Genomic DNA, 16698 nt, shown 5'->3' on the forward strand with positions numbered 1-16698 from the left:
GGTGAACGGGATATTTCTAGAATTATTATATGTAACAATTTATTTTGAAATTGAAATCTTTATTCCCTAAATGCGCCATTACCTAAAGTCATTGCTTTTAAATCTGCATCGCTTCCATTGAACACATTTACATCCACAGGACCTGAAATGCCACTCGCCGAACCTTTTTCAGTAAATTGCCAAAAACGCCAATCGGGTTTTAAATTTTCTACAAAAAAATTATAGTTGGCAATCCAAAACGTATATTCCGGAAAGTCCTCCTTCAAAAAATCTTTATAAAACCGCTCACCGGTATAAATAATAGGCTTTACTCCATACTGTTCTTCAACCAGTTGCAACCAATTATTTAAGCCGACTTTTAATTGCTTCAAAGTCTGCTTTTTAGGCAATTGCTCGATATCCAAAACGGGAGGAAAATCACCTTTTTGAAGCACGACATTTTTAATAAATAATTCGGCTTGTTGTGTAGAATTTTCGTCCGGACGGTAATAATGATATGCTCCTCGAAGGAATGCTCTACGTTTTGATTCTGCCCAATTGCGTGCAAATTTTCGATCAGGCCGATCCATTCCAACTGTTGCTCGAACAAAAACAAATTTTACGGGAAAATCATTTTCCACCATACGAACCGAGTCCCAAAGTATGGTTCCTTGGTACTCAGAAATATCAATACCGACAGGATTTTCCTTGTATTTGGATAAAAGCGTGTAATTTCTGACGTCCGAAAGTCGTTGTTTTTCGGCAGCTTTGGCACTTTTATTAGATTTAAAACTCAAATAATACGCCAAGCCATTTCGGTAATGATAGGCCGTTCCAAAAAGCAATCCTAAAAAAAAGGTTGCAATCAAGAAAGGCTTTACCTTACTAAAAGTCGAATTCTTTTTTGACTTTTTCCTCTGTAATGGTTTTCGTACTGTGCGTTTTGCCATAGTACTTATTTTTTGCCCAACTGATAATTATTTACAACAGAAAGCAAAATATAAAAAAGGATAATCATTGGTATTGCAAGGTATTGAAACACAAATAAGAACACTACAGAAGTAGTTAAGAATAGAATTTGCAATTTATTTTTAGCAAAATTAAACTCTTTAATTTTCAAAGAGAACAAAGGGATTTCGGCATTTAAAATGAAAGCACTAAAAGCGGTTACCGCCAATAGGAAGTATGGATTTTTCAATAATATATGAATAATCTCTGGAGGATTGTTCTGTAAAATAAGGGGCAAGCTTAAAATTAAAAGTGCATTTGCCGGCGTAGGCAATCCAATAAACGAATCCGTTTGTCGGGTGTCAATATTGAAATTAGCTAAGCGATAACAGGAAGCCAACGTGATGATAAATCCCAAATAAGGCGCCCAACTTGTAGCGGATATATTATTACCATCAGACAACATAGTAACCATAATAAAACCAGGTACAACACCACTAGTTACCATATCTGCCAACGAATCCAACTGTAAACCTAATGGACTTGAAACTTTAAACAGTCGGGCAAAAAAACCATCAAAGAAATCTAAAAAAATCCCCAAACTGACAAAGAAAAATGCCATCTCGAAATTTAACTCCATCGCAAAAATTAAAGCTATACAACCCGATAGTAAATTGAGTAACGTAATAAAATTGGGAACGTGTTTTTTAATATTCATGTGTTTGCATTTTTGAAAAACAAATTTAGCACAATAACTCAAAGACACGCACGTTTTATAAGAGATTTTTAATGTTACTTTTACGCGGGCATATTTTGGCTCAAACCACTGTAGCTTCGTTTTAAATTTATATTTTTACACTCGCAATTAATTTCTGATACTCAAGGCTTTTGAAAAACCTGACATTTATACTTACTTTCCTATATATTACTATTTCTAACGGTCAATCTGTGCGGAAATATTCTAATGAATTTATGAATATTGGCGTGGATGCGGCTGCATTAGGCATGTCCAGTGCTGTTATTGCAAGTTCAAATGACGTTAACGCAGCCTATTGGAATCCAGCAGGTCTGGTTCATTTGGAGGATCATCAAGCATCATTTATGCATGCCAGTTATTTTGCTAACATCGCGCAATACGACTATATCGCTTACGCAAAACCCATTGACGACAGAAGTGCTTACGCTATTTCGTTAATTCGTTTTGGTGTGGATGACATTTTAAACACCACTGAATTAATTGACAATCAAGGAAATATTGATTACAATAGAATCAAATTATTCTCCGTTGCCGATTACGCCTTTACGTTTTCGTATGCACGAAAATTGCAAGTGCCCGGCTTTCAATACGGTGTAAATGCCAAAGTAATTCGCAGGACCATTGGGGAATTTGCCAATTCTTGGGGATTTGGTTTTGACGTAGGACTTCAGTTTGAACGAAATGACTGGAAGTTTGGATTAATGCTTCGCGACATTACTACTACTTACAACATTTGGAATATTGACGAAGAGGAATATCAAAAAATTGCCGATGCTATTCCAGGTGAAAATCAAGACTTACCTGAAAGTACCGAAATTACTTTGCCTAAAGCACAATTTGGCGTTGCCAAAAAATGGGAATTTCACAATGACATGAGTCTTTTAGCTGCTACAAACCTCAACATGCGATTTACCCAAACCAACGATATTATTTCTACCAAAGCCGTAAGTATAGATCCCGCGATTGGATTTGAAGTTGGATACACCGACTTGGTTTTCTTTAGAACCGGTGTGGGAAATTTCCAAAACGTCATGCAATTGGATGGTTCTCAACAAGTAGGATTTCAGCCAAATATTGGATTGGGATTTAAATACAAAGGCATTCAAATTGACTATGCTTTAACAGATTTGGGCGACCAAAGTGCCGCATTATATTCCAATATTTTCTCGGTAAAAATTGATCTTGGGATTTTTAGATAATACCTTCTGCCTTACTTTATGAAACCACTTTTCCTTCTTCTTTGTTTATTTTTTGCACCACTTATTTTCGCACAAACTGATGCGAGAGACCACATTAAAGTGAGCGTTTTGACTGTAGGTGTAGCGGATCAATCGCATTCATTGTACGGTCACACAGCCATCCGGATCAAAAATGACATCCTTGGTATTGACCAAGTTTATAATTACGGAATGTTTGATTTTAGCACGCCTAATTTTATAGTTCGCTTTGTAAAAGGTGACATGCAATATTTTGCGGGAGCGTATCCGTATGCTGATTTTGAATACAATTACAAATATGAAAATCGATCGATTTATGAGCAAACGCTGGATTTATCTACGGAAGATAAATTAAGTTTAATCCAAGCGTTAGAAACTTCTATAACGGGAGAAGACAAATTTTATACTTACAAATTCATACAAAGAAATTGCACGACGAAAGTGGTGGATGTGATCAATGAAGTCTTAAAGAAAAATGTGATTTACAAACACAACGTTTCCGAAACAACTTATCGTGAAATTTTATATCCATATGCTGAAAATCAATTTTTTCAGAAGCTTGGAATCAATCTTATTTTTGGCGCAAAAACAGATGAACAAGCCACAACACTTTTTTTGCCATTTGATTTAAAAAATAATTTGGATCAAACTACTTTAAATGGAAAACCTTTGGTGGCGCAAAACAAGACTCTTTTTGAAGCCAACAGAATTCCAAATATAATTTGGTGGGATTCTATTTACACACTTCTTTTTGTACTTACTTTAATTGTACTTGTAAACAAAAAAACAATTACCAATGTCTATTTTATCATTCTAGGTGTTCTAGGCATTTTCTTTTCACTCGTTGGGTTTTACTCTTTCCATGAAGAAATTGCATTGAATTACAATGTATTGCTTATGAATCCAGTCTTGTTATTTGTAGTTTATTTTAATTGGAACAACAATAAAAAAGCTTTTTTAGTTTCCTCTTACATTGCTTTGACTTGTATTGCAACTTATACTTTATTCATGTTGACAAAAATTCATCTGGAAATAGTTTGGCCTTTTATTGCAGCAAATACAGCACTTTTGGTTCGGGGAATTTTGGTGAAGAAGAAGTAATTTTAATGGTGACTTTTAGAGCGCACAACTTAGAAAACAGAGAGAAAAGTAGAGAGTATAGAAAATAGAGTATAGAGTATAGAGCATAGAAAATAGAAATTGGATAATCATTGTCCTCTGTAGAAGAGAATGGTGCTCAATGTTTTAATGACGATATTTAAATCTAAAAAAATACTTCGGTGTTTGATGTAATACAAATCGTATTGCAGCTTAATTAAGCTTTCCTCAATTGACTCGCCATACGAATAGTTGACTTGAGCCCAACCTGTTAATCCTGGTTTTACGACGTGTCGGGTTTCATAAAAAGGCATGACTTTTACTAGTTCTGCTACAAAAACGGGGCGTTCGGGACGTGGTCCAATGACTGCCATTTCTCCTTTCAAAATATTTATAAATTGTGGAAATTCGTCAATGCGCGACTTCCTCAGAAATTTTCCAAAGGAAGTTACACGAACATCTCCTTTTGTCGAAAATACCGCACCATTACTTTCAGCATCGCTTTTCATGGTACGGAACTTATGGATTTCAAAGGGAACGCCATTTTTTCCAACACGCGTTTGACTGTAAAACAATTTGCCTTTATTGCCAAAATAATTGCCTACAATTACAAATGGAATAAGCAATACGGTAGCAATTACCCCTAAAATAGAACCTATTATTTCAAGTATTTTTACTAAAGCTAGATACAGTTGGTTCCTGTTACTTCGACTGAAAGGGAAATAGCGGTAGAAATCGGTGTCAAAATGCTGAATAGGTATGCGATACGTATTGCTTTCATACACTTGCGTATATTCCTTTATGATGCATCCTTTGTGCAATAAATGTAATATTTCTTGCAGCAGTGAAGGCTGTAATCCTTCGGTTTGATTTGCGGCAACCACAATTTCTGAAATTGAATTTGATTGTACAAACTGAATTAAGGTTTCTTCTTCCAACTCCTTATTATTTGACCTTAAAGAAAATGCCAATTGTCTACTTCCGTCCAGTAAAAAAACAGCCAGCACCTTGTAATGTGGATTTATTTCTTGCAACGCCTTTACTAATTCATCGGAAACTTCGGGATTACACAATAAAACAGCTCTTTTCTCAAAACGGTGCGATGCTAAGAAGTGTTGATAAAAAAGCCGCCACCCCAATAATGGAAAGAACACGCCTGTAAAAAAAAGTATAATTTGAATTCTATTGGATGGTAAAACAGGTGTCAAAATCGGAGTTAATAAATAAAACGATACCGTTGCGAAGGAAGTGAGTAGAATACTCTTTAGCATTTGGTATTGGTTACTGGCAATTTGCAAATTATACATTTCAAACACCGTCCCAAAAACAATAAGGTACGTACTTAAAACTGCAAACCATCGTGCATTTACCATTGAAATTTCAAAATAGTCAAAGTCAAGAAAAAGGTGAAATAAATGAAGTGTACCCAAAACAAAAATTATGTCGCACATACGCAGCAGTAATTTTCGTTCCGAAACTTCAAAATGTATTTTTCGATTGATATCCATAAATAGCTAAAGAGAATCGCTAAATTATTAAATACAATTTAATATAAGGTTATTATAACTTCAATTTTACTACTAATTTTGCAAAATTGTGAAATAAAATAATTTACCGCTGATTATGCTCTGAAAAACGTACATTGAGTAAGGCCAAACTGTAAACAAAGGCAGGAGCTGCAATACGCATGGCGGCATGATTAATGGTAAGAAGCCAGAAAATGGTAAATAATAAAGCAAAGATCTGGAGCTTATTTCCCAAATATAAAATAAGCGGCGTGACCAAAAGAATCAAAAATGCAATTAGTCCTAAACTACCGTGTTCTGCAAGTAACCTTGTAATTTCATTGTGTGTTGGTGCTTTAATTCCACTTTCCTCCTCCCGCACTTCTTTATTTCTACCTACTCCAACTCCTAAAAAAGGATTATCTAAGAACATATCAAACTCGGATTCAATGAGTAATTCTCGACCGGATAAATTACTTGATTTCTTTCTACCATTGACATCTTCATTGGCATACCGCTTGTCTATCAATCCCATAGTTTGAATAGAAGTATAGCCCCAAATCAGCAATCCAGCAAGCATCGAAGCTCCCGTTATTGCTATAATTTTACCTTTAGCGTTAAAGTTAGTAATGCGATATAGAACCAAAAGAAGCACCGCCATCATCAATAAACCTGTTATCATTCCGCCTCTAGAAAATGTCACGATGCAGCGAAATGCGAAAAGCGCCACTAGAATTCCATTTATGACTTGAAATGTCTTTGATTTTGAAGCTAAAAGCAGTTGTACAAAAGCGATAAACATTCCTAAACCTAATACTGTAGAGACCTGATTGGGACCAAATCCACCAGAAGTCTCAAAATTGGACTGCGTATTGGTCACAACATCTTTGATACTTGGCGTGTACAGAAACAAGTTCACAAGCATAGCTATTAAAGGCAATAACAGCATGGTGAGTACATCCAGCATTCGTTCTATAGTAATACTTCGCCGAAAGGTATAAATTGATGCAAGTCCCAAACATGCTGGACCGGTAATGTTAAAAGCAATTGCTTTTCGAATATTGACATCCAGCGACAACGTTTCAGCTCCGATGAAAATTGCAGGAAGTAGTAATAGTAAGAAGGCCACGTATAGAAACGACGCTTTGGCAAAACCTTTATACAGGATGCCTAACAGCATGAAGATAATAACGGTATATTTTCCATACTCGTTTAAAATGGTAGCACCGATCATTTTTAAATAAACGTCTATCCCTGTAAAATAAGCTGCCATGAGGAGGACTTCGTTATTTTTATTGCCCGTATTTACAATATAAATAACTCCTGCCACAAGTGCGAAAAGTCCATACAAATAACCAACGAAGGGGAAAAAAAAGAACAAAAATCCCATACCCACATGAGTTAAGATGGCAATTAAATAAAATTGTTCTTTTTTAGTCATACTTTATTGAAGTCCTTATCGATTTATCTCGTTCAACACCTTTACATTTTATCTTTGCTGAATATGTATTTTTCTAATTTAGCGCTATAATTTTCAAAAGTAAACTTTTTAGCTACATTTAATACATTTTCTGATTTTTCTCTAAGCAATTTTGGATTGGTTGCTATGGCATCTGAAAGCACTTTTTCGAACGATTGGTCGCCTTTAATTTTCCAAATAAAACCATTTGTCTGATCAATGTAATGAGGAATACTTCCTACATCCGAAACAATTGGAATCACTCCATAACAAGCAGCTTCTGCAATGACTTTTGGAAATCCTTCAGAAGCTGTAGATGGAAGTAATAAAAAATGAGAGCCCGCTAAAATTTTATGAATTCTATCTTTACCTAAAAAGCCATGAAATTTAACCTTCTCCCCTAAAAATGCAGCCAATTTATGATAATGTGCTGTTTTTTCACCATCACCAATAAAATGAATTTGCTCAATTACAGATAATGGCAACGATTTGAGGGCATTTAAAATTCTAGTCACTCCCTTTGGATCTTCTAGTCTGCCAATAAATGAAAAGGTAAAAGTCGTATTAAAGTTTTGATTTTTTGCGCTCTCAATACCTCTATTAATATCATCTGCTGTTAGACAAGGATTTTCGAATGAATAACAATGTGCAGGTTGATCTAACCAAAAACCATTAATAGTCACTTTGGAACGATCCGCTTTTTTTAACATCCAGCGCTGAAATCCATAAGATGGTGGTGGCCTTAACTGGGACCAATCTCCCGCATATTTATGCCACCAAATTTTATTATTCGAAAAAAAAGAAATTAAAATAGCTATTATGGCAGGATGAGAAGGTCCTCGGGTATGAACAATATCAGCATTCTGTATAGAACTCCAGATAGTCAAAAACATTTTTGGATATTGACATAAAACTTTTAGAGAGGAAATAAAGTTTTTACCGCCAACACTATTAAGAAATATAGTACTAACCTTTTTTGAACTAATTACTTGCATAGATAAATCGTCTATTTTATCGATTCGTTTAAATCCTATCCAAACTATTTCATCAAAATAACTATCAATTTCTTCCAACTCTCTTACTACAGGTCCAAAACCGTAATTTTGCTTGCTCTTGCTATATAGCGCGGTATCAGATACAATTATTAATCTTTTAAAATGCATGCATATATATTTTCTAATTTTCTATAATACTGAACTTCTCCAAAATACTGTTCAAAAACTGTATTCATTTTAGTGTAATCTACATCTAATTTAATGATCTTATCCAATTTACTTTTCCACTCTTGCATGTCAAAATTATCTATAAAATATTCCGGGAAGTGAGGTTTCAGTATTGTGGCAACTTCACCAGTTTCATAGGACAAGAACGGAAGTCCCTGTGCCAAATATTCTATTAGCACCAATGGTCCACTCTCTGATTTAGAAGTATGCAATCCAAATTTTGCTTTTCTACATATTTCTTGAGAATCTAAAATGAGAGTGGAAATACTAATCGTGTCGTCTAATTTAGTCTTAATTTTAGAATAATATTCTTTATCTTGAATCTGACCTACTAGCAATAATGTTTTCTTTAAATATTGACATAACTCAACTGCAAACAAATTGTTTTTTACTGGTTTAATATTTGAAACTAATATGAAATCAACTTCAATCTGATTTGCCATACTATATCTTTTTTTACGAACTATATTTGATAACAAGAAAACATTAACCTCTTCAATTTTCAAGTATTTAATTGACCAACTACGAAGTGTATTACTTACTCCAATATAATAACTTGGTTTTAAAATTGAATCTAAAAGAAAAGGTATTTTTTTGTCTATGTTTATAGAACCATAATGATCCTGAAGTATAATTTTGGAGTTACTATTAAAGATTAAATTCACAATTGACATATATGTATAAACATGTCTAAAATGACAATGAACGATGTCGTATTGCTTCATAATTTTATAGCAGCGATACATTTTGCTCACATTCCATTTACTTTTTCGGTCGAGTTTTATAAAAGGAACTTGCAACTGCGAAGCTAATTCTCCATTTTTTGTCAATAATAGTAACGCAGTGACATTGTGATTGTTTTCGTGTAAAATATTACACATATCTACAAATACACGTTCTGCACCGCCAACATCTAAATTATCAATAACTTGAAGAATTTTCATTTAATCAACTATTTTAAAAATTCAATTAAATCCCCTTCGTTTAACTTACTGTTTGCCAATTTCCATGATTTAAAAATTTGAAAAATAACTATGATAAAGACAAGGGGCAGAATAAATAAGGAAACTACTTTTAAAAATTTATTTTTCTTAAACTTATAAGGCACCAAAGACGGCAATATGGAATGAACTATGTAATAAAATGTGGTTTTATTTCCAAAATATTTTCTCGAAAAATATAAAACACTTGGCACAGGCCGTGGTCCAAAAAAGCTTTTAGGTCGCCATGCATCCCAACTTCCACCATTAATTCGTAACCCACCTTCTGGAGCCTTGACATCGATGCAATAGGCAACCGGATTGGAAACCAATTTAAATCCGCTGGTGTATAACCGAAGACCAAATTCTCCATCGCCCATGCGCTGTTTTTCAAACTGTCTGTCAAAAAAACCAACCTGCTCAAATGCACTTTTTCGCAGCAGTGCATTTCCGGTGGCAAACTGTTCTCCATATTTAAAATAACTTCGCTCTTTGGGTATGGTACTTCCTTCCGGAAAAAAAACACCACATGATACATCTGCTTTATAAAAATCTATCGTTTTTAGATGGTCTTCGATTAGATTTTTAGGAATTAGAATATCATCTTCCGACATGAGGATAAATGTACCTCGTGCAGATCGAATCGCTTCATTCCTTGCTTTCCAGAGTGCTTTTTCTTCTTGATACCAAAATTTTATATCTAAGTTCCAACCTTGATAAAACTCCTTTTTAAAGTCATCTGTTTGATCCACCACAATGACTTCAAAGTTTTTAAACGTCTGATTTTCCAAATCAAAGAAAACATCTTTTAAGTAGGAATAGCGGTTTAGAGTAGGAATGATTACGGAAACCAATGGATTTGAAACGATCAGTTGACTTTCAAAATTTTCATAATCCGCATTATTCAGAATAGTTTTAGCATGGTTCACTCGTTTGACTTTTCTGTTTTTTAAAAAACCATGGATTTCCTTGAGCGGATTATGAAAAGTCAGAATCCGAAGTAGCAACACATAACTTACCCATGCCTTATGGAAATTTTTACATAAAAAGCGGTATTCATCTTGTATTGGGAAATTGTTTGTAGCCCATATATCTACACCTTCTTGCACGGATGTGGATAAATATCCGGATTGAAATGCGGTCCACGCCAAATCATGAGATTGAGCCACTTTGCTTGTATAGTTGCCGTCAATTTCTAAAAAAACCCCATCTTTTTGCAGCTGACTTTCCGTCGGAAAATAACAGAAATCTTTACCTGGCCTCAAATTAAAGTACCAAATGGGTTTTAAATATTTTAGATGGTTAAAGATCATAATTTATTGCTTTTGACAACTTAAGGAAATTACTAGCAAAAATAACATTTCTATCATCAATCAAATAGGCAAAGCGCTCTTTTCCAATTTTATCAATAATAATTGTTCTAAAATTATTATCTACGGCATCTTCAATTACAGAACTCCACGGAGATACCACAATCAGGTTTTTAATTCTGTTTGATTCCAGCCAATTTCTAGAATCGTCAAATATAATTTTTGCTTTGGTACTCTGCACTTGAATTTTAAATAACTCAATTTTACTTTTTTCACGTGGGTGTAATCTAATGAAAACGGTTACATTTTCCGTTTGTTTAACTTGCTGGAGATACGCTGAAAAAACAGGATGTATTCCGTTAAACTCTACAGTTGAAGCGTACAAGATGTATTTTCCATCCTTATGTAAAGCATTAGATTGTGCATAAGGCAAAATTTCGTATTCAATTCTTGGAAAATTTTTATTTAAATGTTGCTTGAGGTAATCTATAGTCTTACTGTTTTTAACATAAAATTTATCTGCAATTTTTATCTCTGAATGTATTGCGTAAGCCGGAAAATTTATGATGGTCCCATGTTGCACTTCTATAAGGTTAAAGGTCTTTCGGCAACTTGAAAATACAAGCGACAATCCGTTTAAATTGTAGTATAATAATGAATAGACGTTTGGATATTTTGCGAATTTTAAGATGAACTTGTTTATAATTTTATAGCTGTAATAAACATTATAATTTTTTTTACCTAAAAATTTATATACGAAACTAAATAGTTTTACTAATCCACCAATGTTATACACTTTTACTCCATTTACCCAATCGATGATGGTATCTCGTCCACGATTAATATAAATAAGATTCGAAAGGTGTAACGGCTCTACTATCCGATCCCGGTAAACGCCATCAACCTTAAGACATATTCCTTCACCAGTATAAACAAAATTGAATTTTTTTGACCGGTTAAAGACCAGTCTTGTAATTAGTAGAAAAAGGTCTTTAAATGAGGTAACGATCTTATAAATATTTGAATATTGTGGACTAGTGTCAGTTATGACATAATTTGATGCTTGAGCATTTTTTAGTTCATCTTGAACCTTTTTAATAAATTCTCTTTCAAAATCCATCAATCTATTGCTATTTTAAACTTTTATCTTGTCCTGATTTAATACCATTTACCGGATGTTTTAAAAAACACTTTTATACTTAGCTTTCAAGTAGCTGAGCAATACTTTAATTGCTTTTCTTTTATGAAAGTGCCTGAACAAATTAAAAGGGGTGAATAAATAATCAATGTTTTCTTTAAATATGAGTTGTAAAAGTGCCTTGTCATTACCTGCTACTTGTATAAATTTAGCATATTTTCCTAACTTCCTTTTCTCAATTATGCTTTCAAGCGCGTCGTTTTTCTTATATATTTCTTCAACATATTTCTGACTGATGATCATCGCGTTTAAAGCGTTAAAATTACTTTTATTATAACTTGCCGATGCATTATTATCAAAATAAAAATAAACTACTTTATCTATATTAATTATCTTTTTACAATTTTGCAAAAGCTGAAAAAAAAGAAATTCATCCGATGATTTTGAAAAATCTTTATGTGTTATTATTGGATAGTTAAACAGTTCACTTTTATAAATTTTGTTCCAAAGATAGTGCGGTGTTTCGGACGTCAAGGTAGACTTAGCTACGCTCCATTTATCATTACCATAATTCAATTGATTTTTAAATACGTTTCCTGTCTGTCCGTTAGGGTAAACTCGTTGAAAATTACCTAAACATATATCCGCATTAGGGTCAATAATCATTGCTGAATATAATAAATTTAAGGAATCTTCCGGCAGAAAATCATCCGGATCACAAAAAGTTAAGTAAGTTCCACAAGCATTGGAGTAACCGACCATTCTTGACCAAGCAGCTCCTGAATTTTCTTGATTATCAATAATTGTAATTCGAATGTCCTTTTCGGCATAACTTTCGGCAATATTTCGAGATTGATCAGGACTGGCATCATTTACCACTATTATTTCAAAATCCTGAAAAGTCTGATTTAAGATAGAATCCAAACATCTAGAAATATATTTCTCTACATTATAGACTGGTATTATTATGGAAACTGAAGGATTATTCATTACTTTACAAATGTAGGGTTTGCAATTTTACTTATAATTTTATTTTGTTCAATTTGCTTTCTATTTAAATCATTTAATATTTTAATTTTTTTCAGAATCTCTTTTGATAGTTTTAAGTTCAATACTAAACAGGATTTGAAAGCTATTTTGTACAACTTTCTATATTCCAAATTGAATGAGTAATTTATTATTGGATTCGATACTTTAAGAATAAGTCCTCTTTTATAAGTTATCAATTGATTGTCAAAATAAATATTACTGCTACGTTCCTCTCTATCATGATAAATTATGGCGGTTGGTAAAACTCCTAATTTAAGTTTATGAAAATATAATCTATGAATGTAATTATCATCTTCACCATAATGAAAAAACGATGGATTAAATCCTCCTACCTTTTCCATACAACCTTTAGATAATAACCAACTTGCGGCGTTAACAAAGCTAACTTCATAAAGCTCTTTTTTTAGCCTACTAGTAAGAATATCTGAAAATAAGTCTTGACACTTAGAAGGTATGATATAATTTGAAAATTTATAGTCTAATGCTTTTCCTTCACCATTTAGATGTATTGGACTTACAATTCCAAATTGCGGTTCTTTTTGATGAGCTTCAATTAGAAGTGCAATTGTATTAGACTCTATCCAAGCATCTTGGTTAAGTAAAAAAAAATAATCTGCATTGATAGTAATCCCATATTCAAATCCTTGATTATTTGCAGCACCGAAACCTTTATTTTCACTGTTTTCGATTAATTTTACAAACGGGTATTTTTCTTTAATTACAGTACATGTTTCATCTGAAGAAGCATTATCAACAACGACAATATCTGTGTGCATTTCAGAAGAAAGTAATGAATCAAGACATTTGTAAAGCCAATCATTTCTAAGTGCATTATACGTTACTATGATAGAAACAATTTTCATGATTTTAATCTTTTGATAATTTTTTTCAAAAATTTGTGACCTTTAAATTTTAAAATATGAAATATTGAAAACTCTGACTTTAACTTTCGTTGTAAATCAGAATGTAGTAATGTATAGTAATCTTCATACAGCATTTTTCGCATTAAATAATAATCATCTATTTTTCTACTTCGATTATTGTTCGTTTCTTGTTCACTATGAAGTCTAAATTTAACTAAAGGTTCTTTTATAATTATTATATCTTTTATTTTCAAAATACGATACCAATATTCATAATCTAAAGATTGCTTGAGCTTTGTACTAAACCACCCTACTTCTTCTATTATGTTTTTTCTGAACATTACTACTGAAGGCTCTCCAATTAAATTTAAATGAGATTTAAAAAAATAATCCGTTTTAAATAATTCTTTATTTATGTAAAAATAATCATCTTTCGCACTAGATGGAATATTTTTTTGTAAATCTGAAAACTTTAAAATCCAGTCCTCTAAATCGTTAGATTTAAAACTTTCTTGAATTATAAACTCCCTTTTAGAAGCGACTAATCCCAAATTTGGATTTTTTTTGAAAATTTCTACCATTTTTTCAATACAAGTTGGCTCTAAAACATCATCTTGAAATAGAAATTTAATAAATTCACCATTTGCTTTTTCAATTGTATTATTCCAATTTGCACCAATTCCTGAGGGTTCATGATGATAAATTAAAACAGGGAAATTTATAGTTTTTTTAAATTCATTGATAATTGCTAATGAGGCATCCCGTGAGGCATCATCACTAATAATCAATTCGATTCTAGAATACGTTTGCAGAGCTATACTGTTTAAAGCTTCTTGTAAGAACTTCGCACCATTATAAATTGGTAAACAAATAGAAACTAAAGGTTCTGTTACTTCCATCCTCATTTTTTAATTCTCTTAAAAACTATTGTAATTTTCTTCTAATTCTATTAATAAAATTCTTTAATTTATAAATAAATACAGTATTCTTTTTTCCCATAAAATTGGTCAAAACACTTTTTCGCAGGAGTTAAAATATATAACATTATACTTAGGAATTAGTAGGAAAACTTTTGCTTTCAGATTATAATTATAGAACCTTAAACCTATTTTTTAATAAAAAGTTTAATTTTCCGTTTTAATTTCTTTAAGCCTCTTACAAAAAAATTGGGTTGTTTTTTATTTATCAAATAATTATTAAAATTACTCTTGTGTCTCCTATAAAATAGTAGGCCTTCATCAATATGACTCACGGTAGCTCCTGCCTTAATCATACTATTCCAAAGAACTAAGTCTTCTTCTGACTTTTCTGAATTTTTATTAGCATGATAACCCAACTTTTTGGCCATTGACACGTCATAAACCATCGACCCATGATGTTTCATGAATCTACTCCAATAAAAATCACCTCTGCAATCTGTCAATTCATCCGGATGACGCTTTAATACATCATGTTTTAGTTCCCCTGTAACAATAATATCATACGTTACTATATCAGTGTCTTTTTGCAAAAAAAGCTCAATTGAATCAGATCTTAACCAATTATCAGCTCCCAAAAACAAACATTTTTGCGTATTTACCCTTGAAAGCATATCACTAAAATTAGCTACTGTCCCCAAATTTTTTTTTCTAAACACATAATCAATGTTAGGGTATAGCTCGGGCAAAAAATCACAGTCACCGACACCATCGTCTACAAACAATATTTTATCCGGAATTACACTTTGCCCAAGAACACTTTCTATACAATGAGCTGCTAAATGACCATATTTATAAGAAGCTATTACAACCGTAATAGTTTTTTTTTTTTCAATTCCACTCATAATCTACTAAAAATTTAGACGGTATTTTTTCTAACAAACTACCTGTCTTATAAAAATCTCCATTTAAAACGGTAAATTTCAAACACTTTGAAAGGTGTTCTAACTTTTTATCATTACTAAACAATAAAATATTAACGTAGTATTCTCCTTCAACCAATGGATTTTTCTCTATGATACATCTATGTAGCTTTTTGTTAAAGAGAGATTTATTTTGTGAATACTCGCTAGAAAGGTGGATGATTTTTTCTTCATCCCTTGAATAAACACCAATATGTAAATTTAAATTCTCCTGTTTTGAATTATCAATTTCAAATTCGAAAATCAAACTCGAACCAGATTGTAGCGTTGTAGAATTATTATCTGACAACAACTTTATTGACTTTATAAAATTAGTATCATTGTAATATTCCGTTTGATTGTAAACATCAGTTGACATATTTAGATAATAATCAATACAGTTATCAATATAACTATTCATCGCAACCTTCCCATTCTCCAAAACAATTCCTCTTGTACACAAACTCTTCACCGCCGCCATATTATGACTCACAAACAAAACCGTTCTTCCTCCTTCTCGAGAAATATCTTGCATTTTTCCGATGGCTTTTTTCTGAAATTCAGCATCGCCAACGGCTAGAACCTCATCCACCACTAGAATTTCTGGTTCTAAAAAGGCGGCTACTGCAAAAGCCAATCGAACGGTCATTCCGCTGCTGTACCGTTTTGTAGGCGTGTCAATATAACGTTCGCAGCCGCTAAACTCAATGATTTCTGTCAGTTTGGAAGTGATTTCTTTTTTGGTCATTCCTAAAATTGCACCATTGAGGTATACATTTTCTCTGCCGGTTAATTCTGGATTAAAGCCTGTTCCTACTTCTAACAAGGAAGCTATTCTACCTTTATATTTAATCGTTCCTGAGGTTGGTGTGGTTACTTTTGAGAGGATTTTCAAAAGCGTCGATTTTCCTGCTCCGTTTTTTCCAATGATGCCTAAAACTTCTCCCGATTTCACTTCAAAATTAATATCTTTCAAGGCCCAAACATAGTCACTTGTTCCTTTAGAACTTCGGTCGTTGGTATCGCCTACTTTTAAATAGGGATCTTCTTTTCCGCGTACGGCATGCCACCAGCGATTCAAGTCGTGACTCAACGTACCCGTTCCTACTGTACCTAAACGGTATTGTTTGGAAATATTTTCGGCTTTTAAGATAATGGTAGTCGAACTCATTTTTTATTTCTAATCGATCGTTTAAGTAAGAGACGGTACTTGGTTTTGCAAAAATGTACTTGCTAAAAGTAAACATAAATTTATAACAGACAAATTCTGAATTGTATTTTTACGTAAAGTT

At 32.8% G+C, this 16698-nt stretch carries 15 protein-coding genes; 2 read left to right on the forward strand and 13 right to left on the reverse strand.

Annotated features, from left to right (window positions below; genetic code table 11):
• Nucleotides 1-59: 59 nt before the first annotated feature.
• Together H602_RS0101795 and H602_RS0101800 are read right to left on the reverse strand one after the other, a co-directional pair.
• Nucleotides 60-929 carry a glycoside hydrolase family 25 protein gene (locus H602_RS0101795; protein ID WP_026976476.1) on the reverse strand — a complete coding sequence of 290 codons (870 nt, stop codon included), beginning with the start codon at nt 927-929 and terminating at the stop codon, nt 60-62.
• 5 nt (nt 930-934) lie between these two features.
• Nucleotides 935-1645: a CDP-alcohol phosphatidyltransferase family protein gene (locus H602_RS0101800; protein WP_026976477.1), complete on the reverse strand. Its 711-nt coding sequence runs from the start codon at nt 1643-1645 to the stop codon at nt 935-937.
• Between the two features lie 170 nt (nt 1646-1815).
• Here H602_RS0101800 and H602_RS0101805 point away from each other — a divergent pair, with 170 nt between their 5' ends.
• The gene (locus H602_RS0101805; RefSeq protein WP_483788259.1) at nt 1816-2883 is read left to right on the forward strand and encodes a putative type IX sorting system protein PorV2; all 1068 of its coding nucleotides are present in this window, start codon (nt 1816-1818) and stop codon (nt 2881-2883) included.
• Nucleotides 2884-2901: 18 nt separating this feature from the next.
• Nucleotides 2902-4002, forward strand: a complete 1101-nt coding sequence (locus H602_RS0101810) for a lipoprotein N-acyltransferase Lnb domain-containing protein (RefSeq protein WP_026976479.1) — start codon at nt 2902-2904, stop codon at nt 4000-4002.
• A 107-nt stretch (nt 4003-4109) separates the two neighbouring features.
• Here H602_RS0101810 and H602_RS0101815 read toward each other — a convergent pair whose 3' ends face one another.
• The 11 genes from H602_RS0101815 to H602_RS0101865 all read right to left on the reverse strand — a co-directional run bounded on the left by H602_RS0101815 (nt 4110) and on the right by H602_RS0101865 (nt 16577).
• Entirely contained in the window at nt 4110-5450 is a 1341-nt protein-coding gene (locus H602_RS0101815) for an exopolysaccharide biosynthesis polyprenyl glycosylphosphotransferase (RefSeq protein WP_245574901.1), read from the reverse strand.
• Nucleotides 5451-5610: 160 nt separating this feature from the next.
• Nucleotides 5611-6945 (reverse strand): O-antigen ligase family protein, encoded by a 1335-nt coding sequence (locus H602_RS0101820; RefSeq protein ID WP_035758718.1) that lies wholly within the window; start codon nt 6943-6945, stop codon nt 5611-5613.
• 41 nt (nt 6946-6986) lie between these two features.
• A complete protein-coding gene (locus H602_RS0101825) occupies nt 6987-8126 on the reverse strand; it encodes a glycosyltransferase family 4 protein (protein ID WP_026976482.1) in 1140 nt (379 codons plus the stop codon).
• Nucleotides 8108-9130: a glycosyltransferase gene (locus H602_RS0101830; protein ID WP_026976483.1), complete on the reverse strand. Its 1023-nt coding sequence runs from the start codon at nt 9128-9130 to the stop codon at nt 8108-8110. Before H602_RS0101830 ends, H602_RS0101825 begins: the two co-directional genes overlap by 19 nt.
• An 8-nt stretch (nt 9131-9138) precedes the next feature.
• Complete coding sequence (locus H602_RS0101835; protein ID WP_026976484.1) at nt 9139-10479, reverse strand: glycosyltransferase family 2 protein; 1341 nt, start codon at nt 10477-10479, stop codon at nt 9139-9141.
• Entirely contained in the window at nt 10469-11596 is a 1128-nt protein-coding gene (locus H602_RS0101840; protein ID WP_026976485.1) for a hypothetical protein, read from the reverse strand. The genes H602_RS0101835 and H602_RS0101840 overlap by 11 nt, the downstream gene beginning before the upstream one ends.
• A 60-nt stretch (nt 11597-11656) precedes the next feature.
• Nucleotides 11657-12604: a glycosyltransferase family 2 protein gene (locus H602_RS0101845; protein ID WP_026976486.1), complete on the reverse strand. Its 948-nt coding sequence runs from the start codon at nt 12602-12604 to the stop codon at nt 11657-11659.
• Nucleotides 12604-13527, reverse strand: a complete 924-nt coding sequence (locus H602_RS0101850) for a glycosyltransferase family 2 protein (protein ID WP_026976487.1) — start codon at nt 13525-13527, stop codon at nt 12604-12606. The genes H602_RS0101845 and H602_RS0101850 overlap by 1 nt, the downstream gene beginning before the upstream one ends.
• Nucleotides 13524-14426: a glycosyltransferase family 2 protein gene (locus H602_RS0101855; protein WP_026976488.1), complete on the reverse strand. Its 903-nt coding sequence runs from the start codon at nt 14424-14426 to the stop codon at nt 13524-13526. The genes H602_RS0101850 and H602_RS0101855 overlap by 4 nt, the downstream gene beginning before the upstream one ends.
• 206 nt (nt 14427-14632) lie before the next feature.
• Nucleotides 14633-15349 (reverse strand): glycosyltransferase family 2 protein, encoded by a 717-nt coding sequence (locus H602_RS0101860; RefSeq protein ID WP_026976489.1) that lies wholly within the window; start codon nt 15347-15349, stop codon nt 14633-14635.
• The gene (locus tag H602_RS0101865; protein ID WP_026976490.1) at nt 15336-16577 is read right to left on the reverse strand and encodes an ABC transporter ATP-binding protein; all 1242 of its coding nucleotides are present in this window, start codon (nt 16575-16577) and stop codon (nt 15336-15338) included. The genes H602_RS0101860 and H602_RS0101865 overlap by 14 nt, the downstream gene beginning before the upstream one ends.
• Nucleotides 16578-16698 lie beyond the last annotated feature (121 nt).

This window comes from Flavobacterium tegetincola DSM 22377, assembly GCF_000425485.1.
GTDB classification, from domain to species: domain Bacteria; phylum Bacteroidota; class Bacteroidia; order Flavobacteriales; family Flavobacteriaceae; genus Flavobacterium; species Flavobacterium tegetincola.

What these genes read in the sequence shown, in the direction of transcription:
- H602_RS0101795 (WP_026976476.1), bottom strand. Translation starts at nt 929, where the DNA reads ATGGCAAAACGCACAGTACGAAAACCATTACAGAGGAAAAAGTCAAAA.
- H602_RS0101820 (WP_035758718.1), bottom strand. Translation starts at nt 6,945, where the DNA reads ATGACTAAAAAAGAACAATTTTATTTAATTGCCATCTTAACTCATGTG.
- H602_RS0101815 (WP_245574901.1), bottom strand. Translation starts at nt 5,450, where the DNA reads ATGTGCGACATAATTTTTGTTTTGGGTACACTTCATTTATTTCACCTT.
- H602_RS0101845 (WP_026976486.1), bottom strand. Translation starts at nt 12,604, where the DNA reads ATGAATAATCCTTCAGTTTCCATAATAATACCAGTCTATAATGTAGAG.
- H602_RS0101860 (WP_026976489.1), bottom strand. Translation starts at nt 15,349, where the DNA reads ATGAGTGGAATTGAAAAAAAAAAAACTATTACGGTTGTAATAGCTTCT.
- H602_RS0101850 (WP_026976487.1), bottom strand. Translation starts at nt 13,527, where the DNA reads ATGAAAATTGTTTCTATCATAGTAACGTATAATGCACTTAGAAATGAT.
- H602_RS0101855 (WP_026976488.1), bottom strand. Translation starts at nt 14,426, where the DNA reads ATGGAAGTAACAGAACCTTTAGTTTCTATTTGTTTACCAATTTATAAT.
- H602_RS0101825 (WP_026976482.1), bottom strand. Translation starts at nt 8,126, where the DNA reads ATGCATTTTAAAAGATTAATAATTGTATCTGATACCGCGCTATATAGC.
- H602_RS0101865 (WP_026976490.1), bottom strand. Translation starts at nt 16,577, where the DNA reads ATGAGTTCGACTACCATTATCTTAAAAGCCGAAAATATTTCCAAACAA.
- H602_RS0101810 (WP_026976479.1), top strand. Translation starts at nt 2,902, where the DNA reads ATGAAACCACTTTTCCTTCTTCTTTGTTTATTTTTTGCACCACTTATT.
- H602_RS0101840 (WP_026976485.1), bottom strand. Translation starts at nt 11,596, where the DNA reads ATGGATTTTGAAAGAGAATTTATTAAAAAGGTTCAAGATGAACTAAAA.
- H602_RS0101830 (WP_026976483.1), bottom strand. Translation starts at nt 9,130, where the DNA reads ATGAAAATTCTTCAAGTTATTGATAATTTAGATGTTGGCGGTGCAGAA.
- H602_RS0101800 (WP_026976477.1), bottom strand. Translation starts at nt 1,645, where the DNA reads ATGAATATTAAAAAACACGTTCCCAATTTTATTACGTTACTCAATTTA.
- H602_RS0101835 (WP_026976484.1), bottom strand. Translation starts at nt 10,479, where the DNA reads ATGATCTTTAACCATCTAAAATATTTAAAACCCATTTGGTACTTTAAT.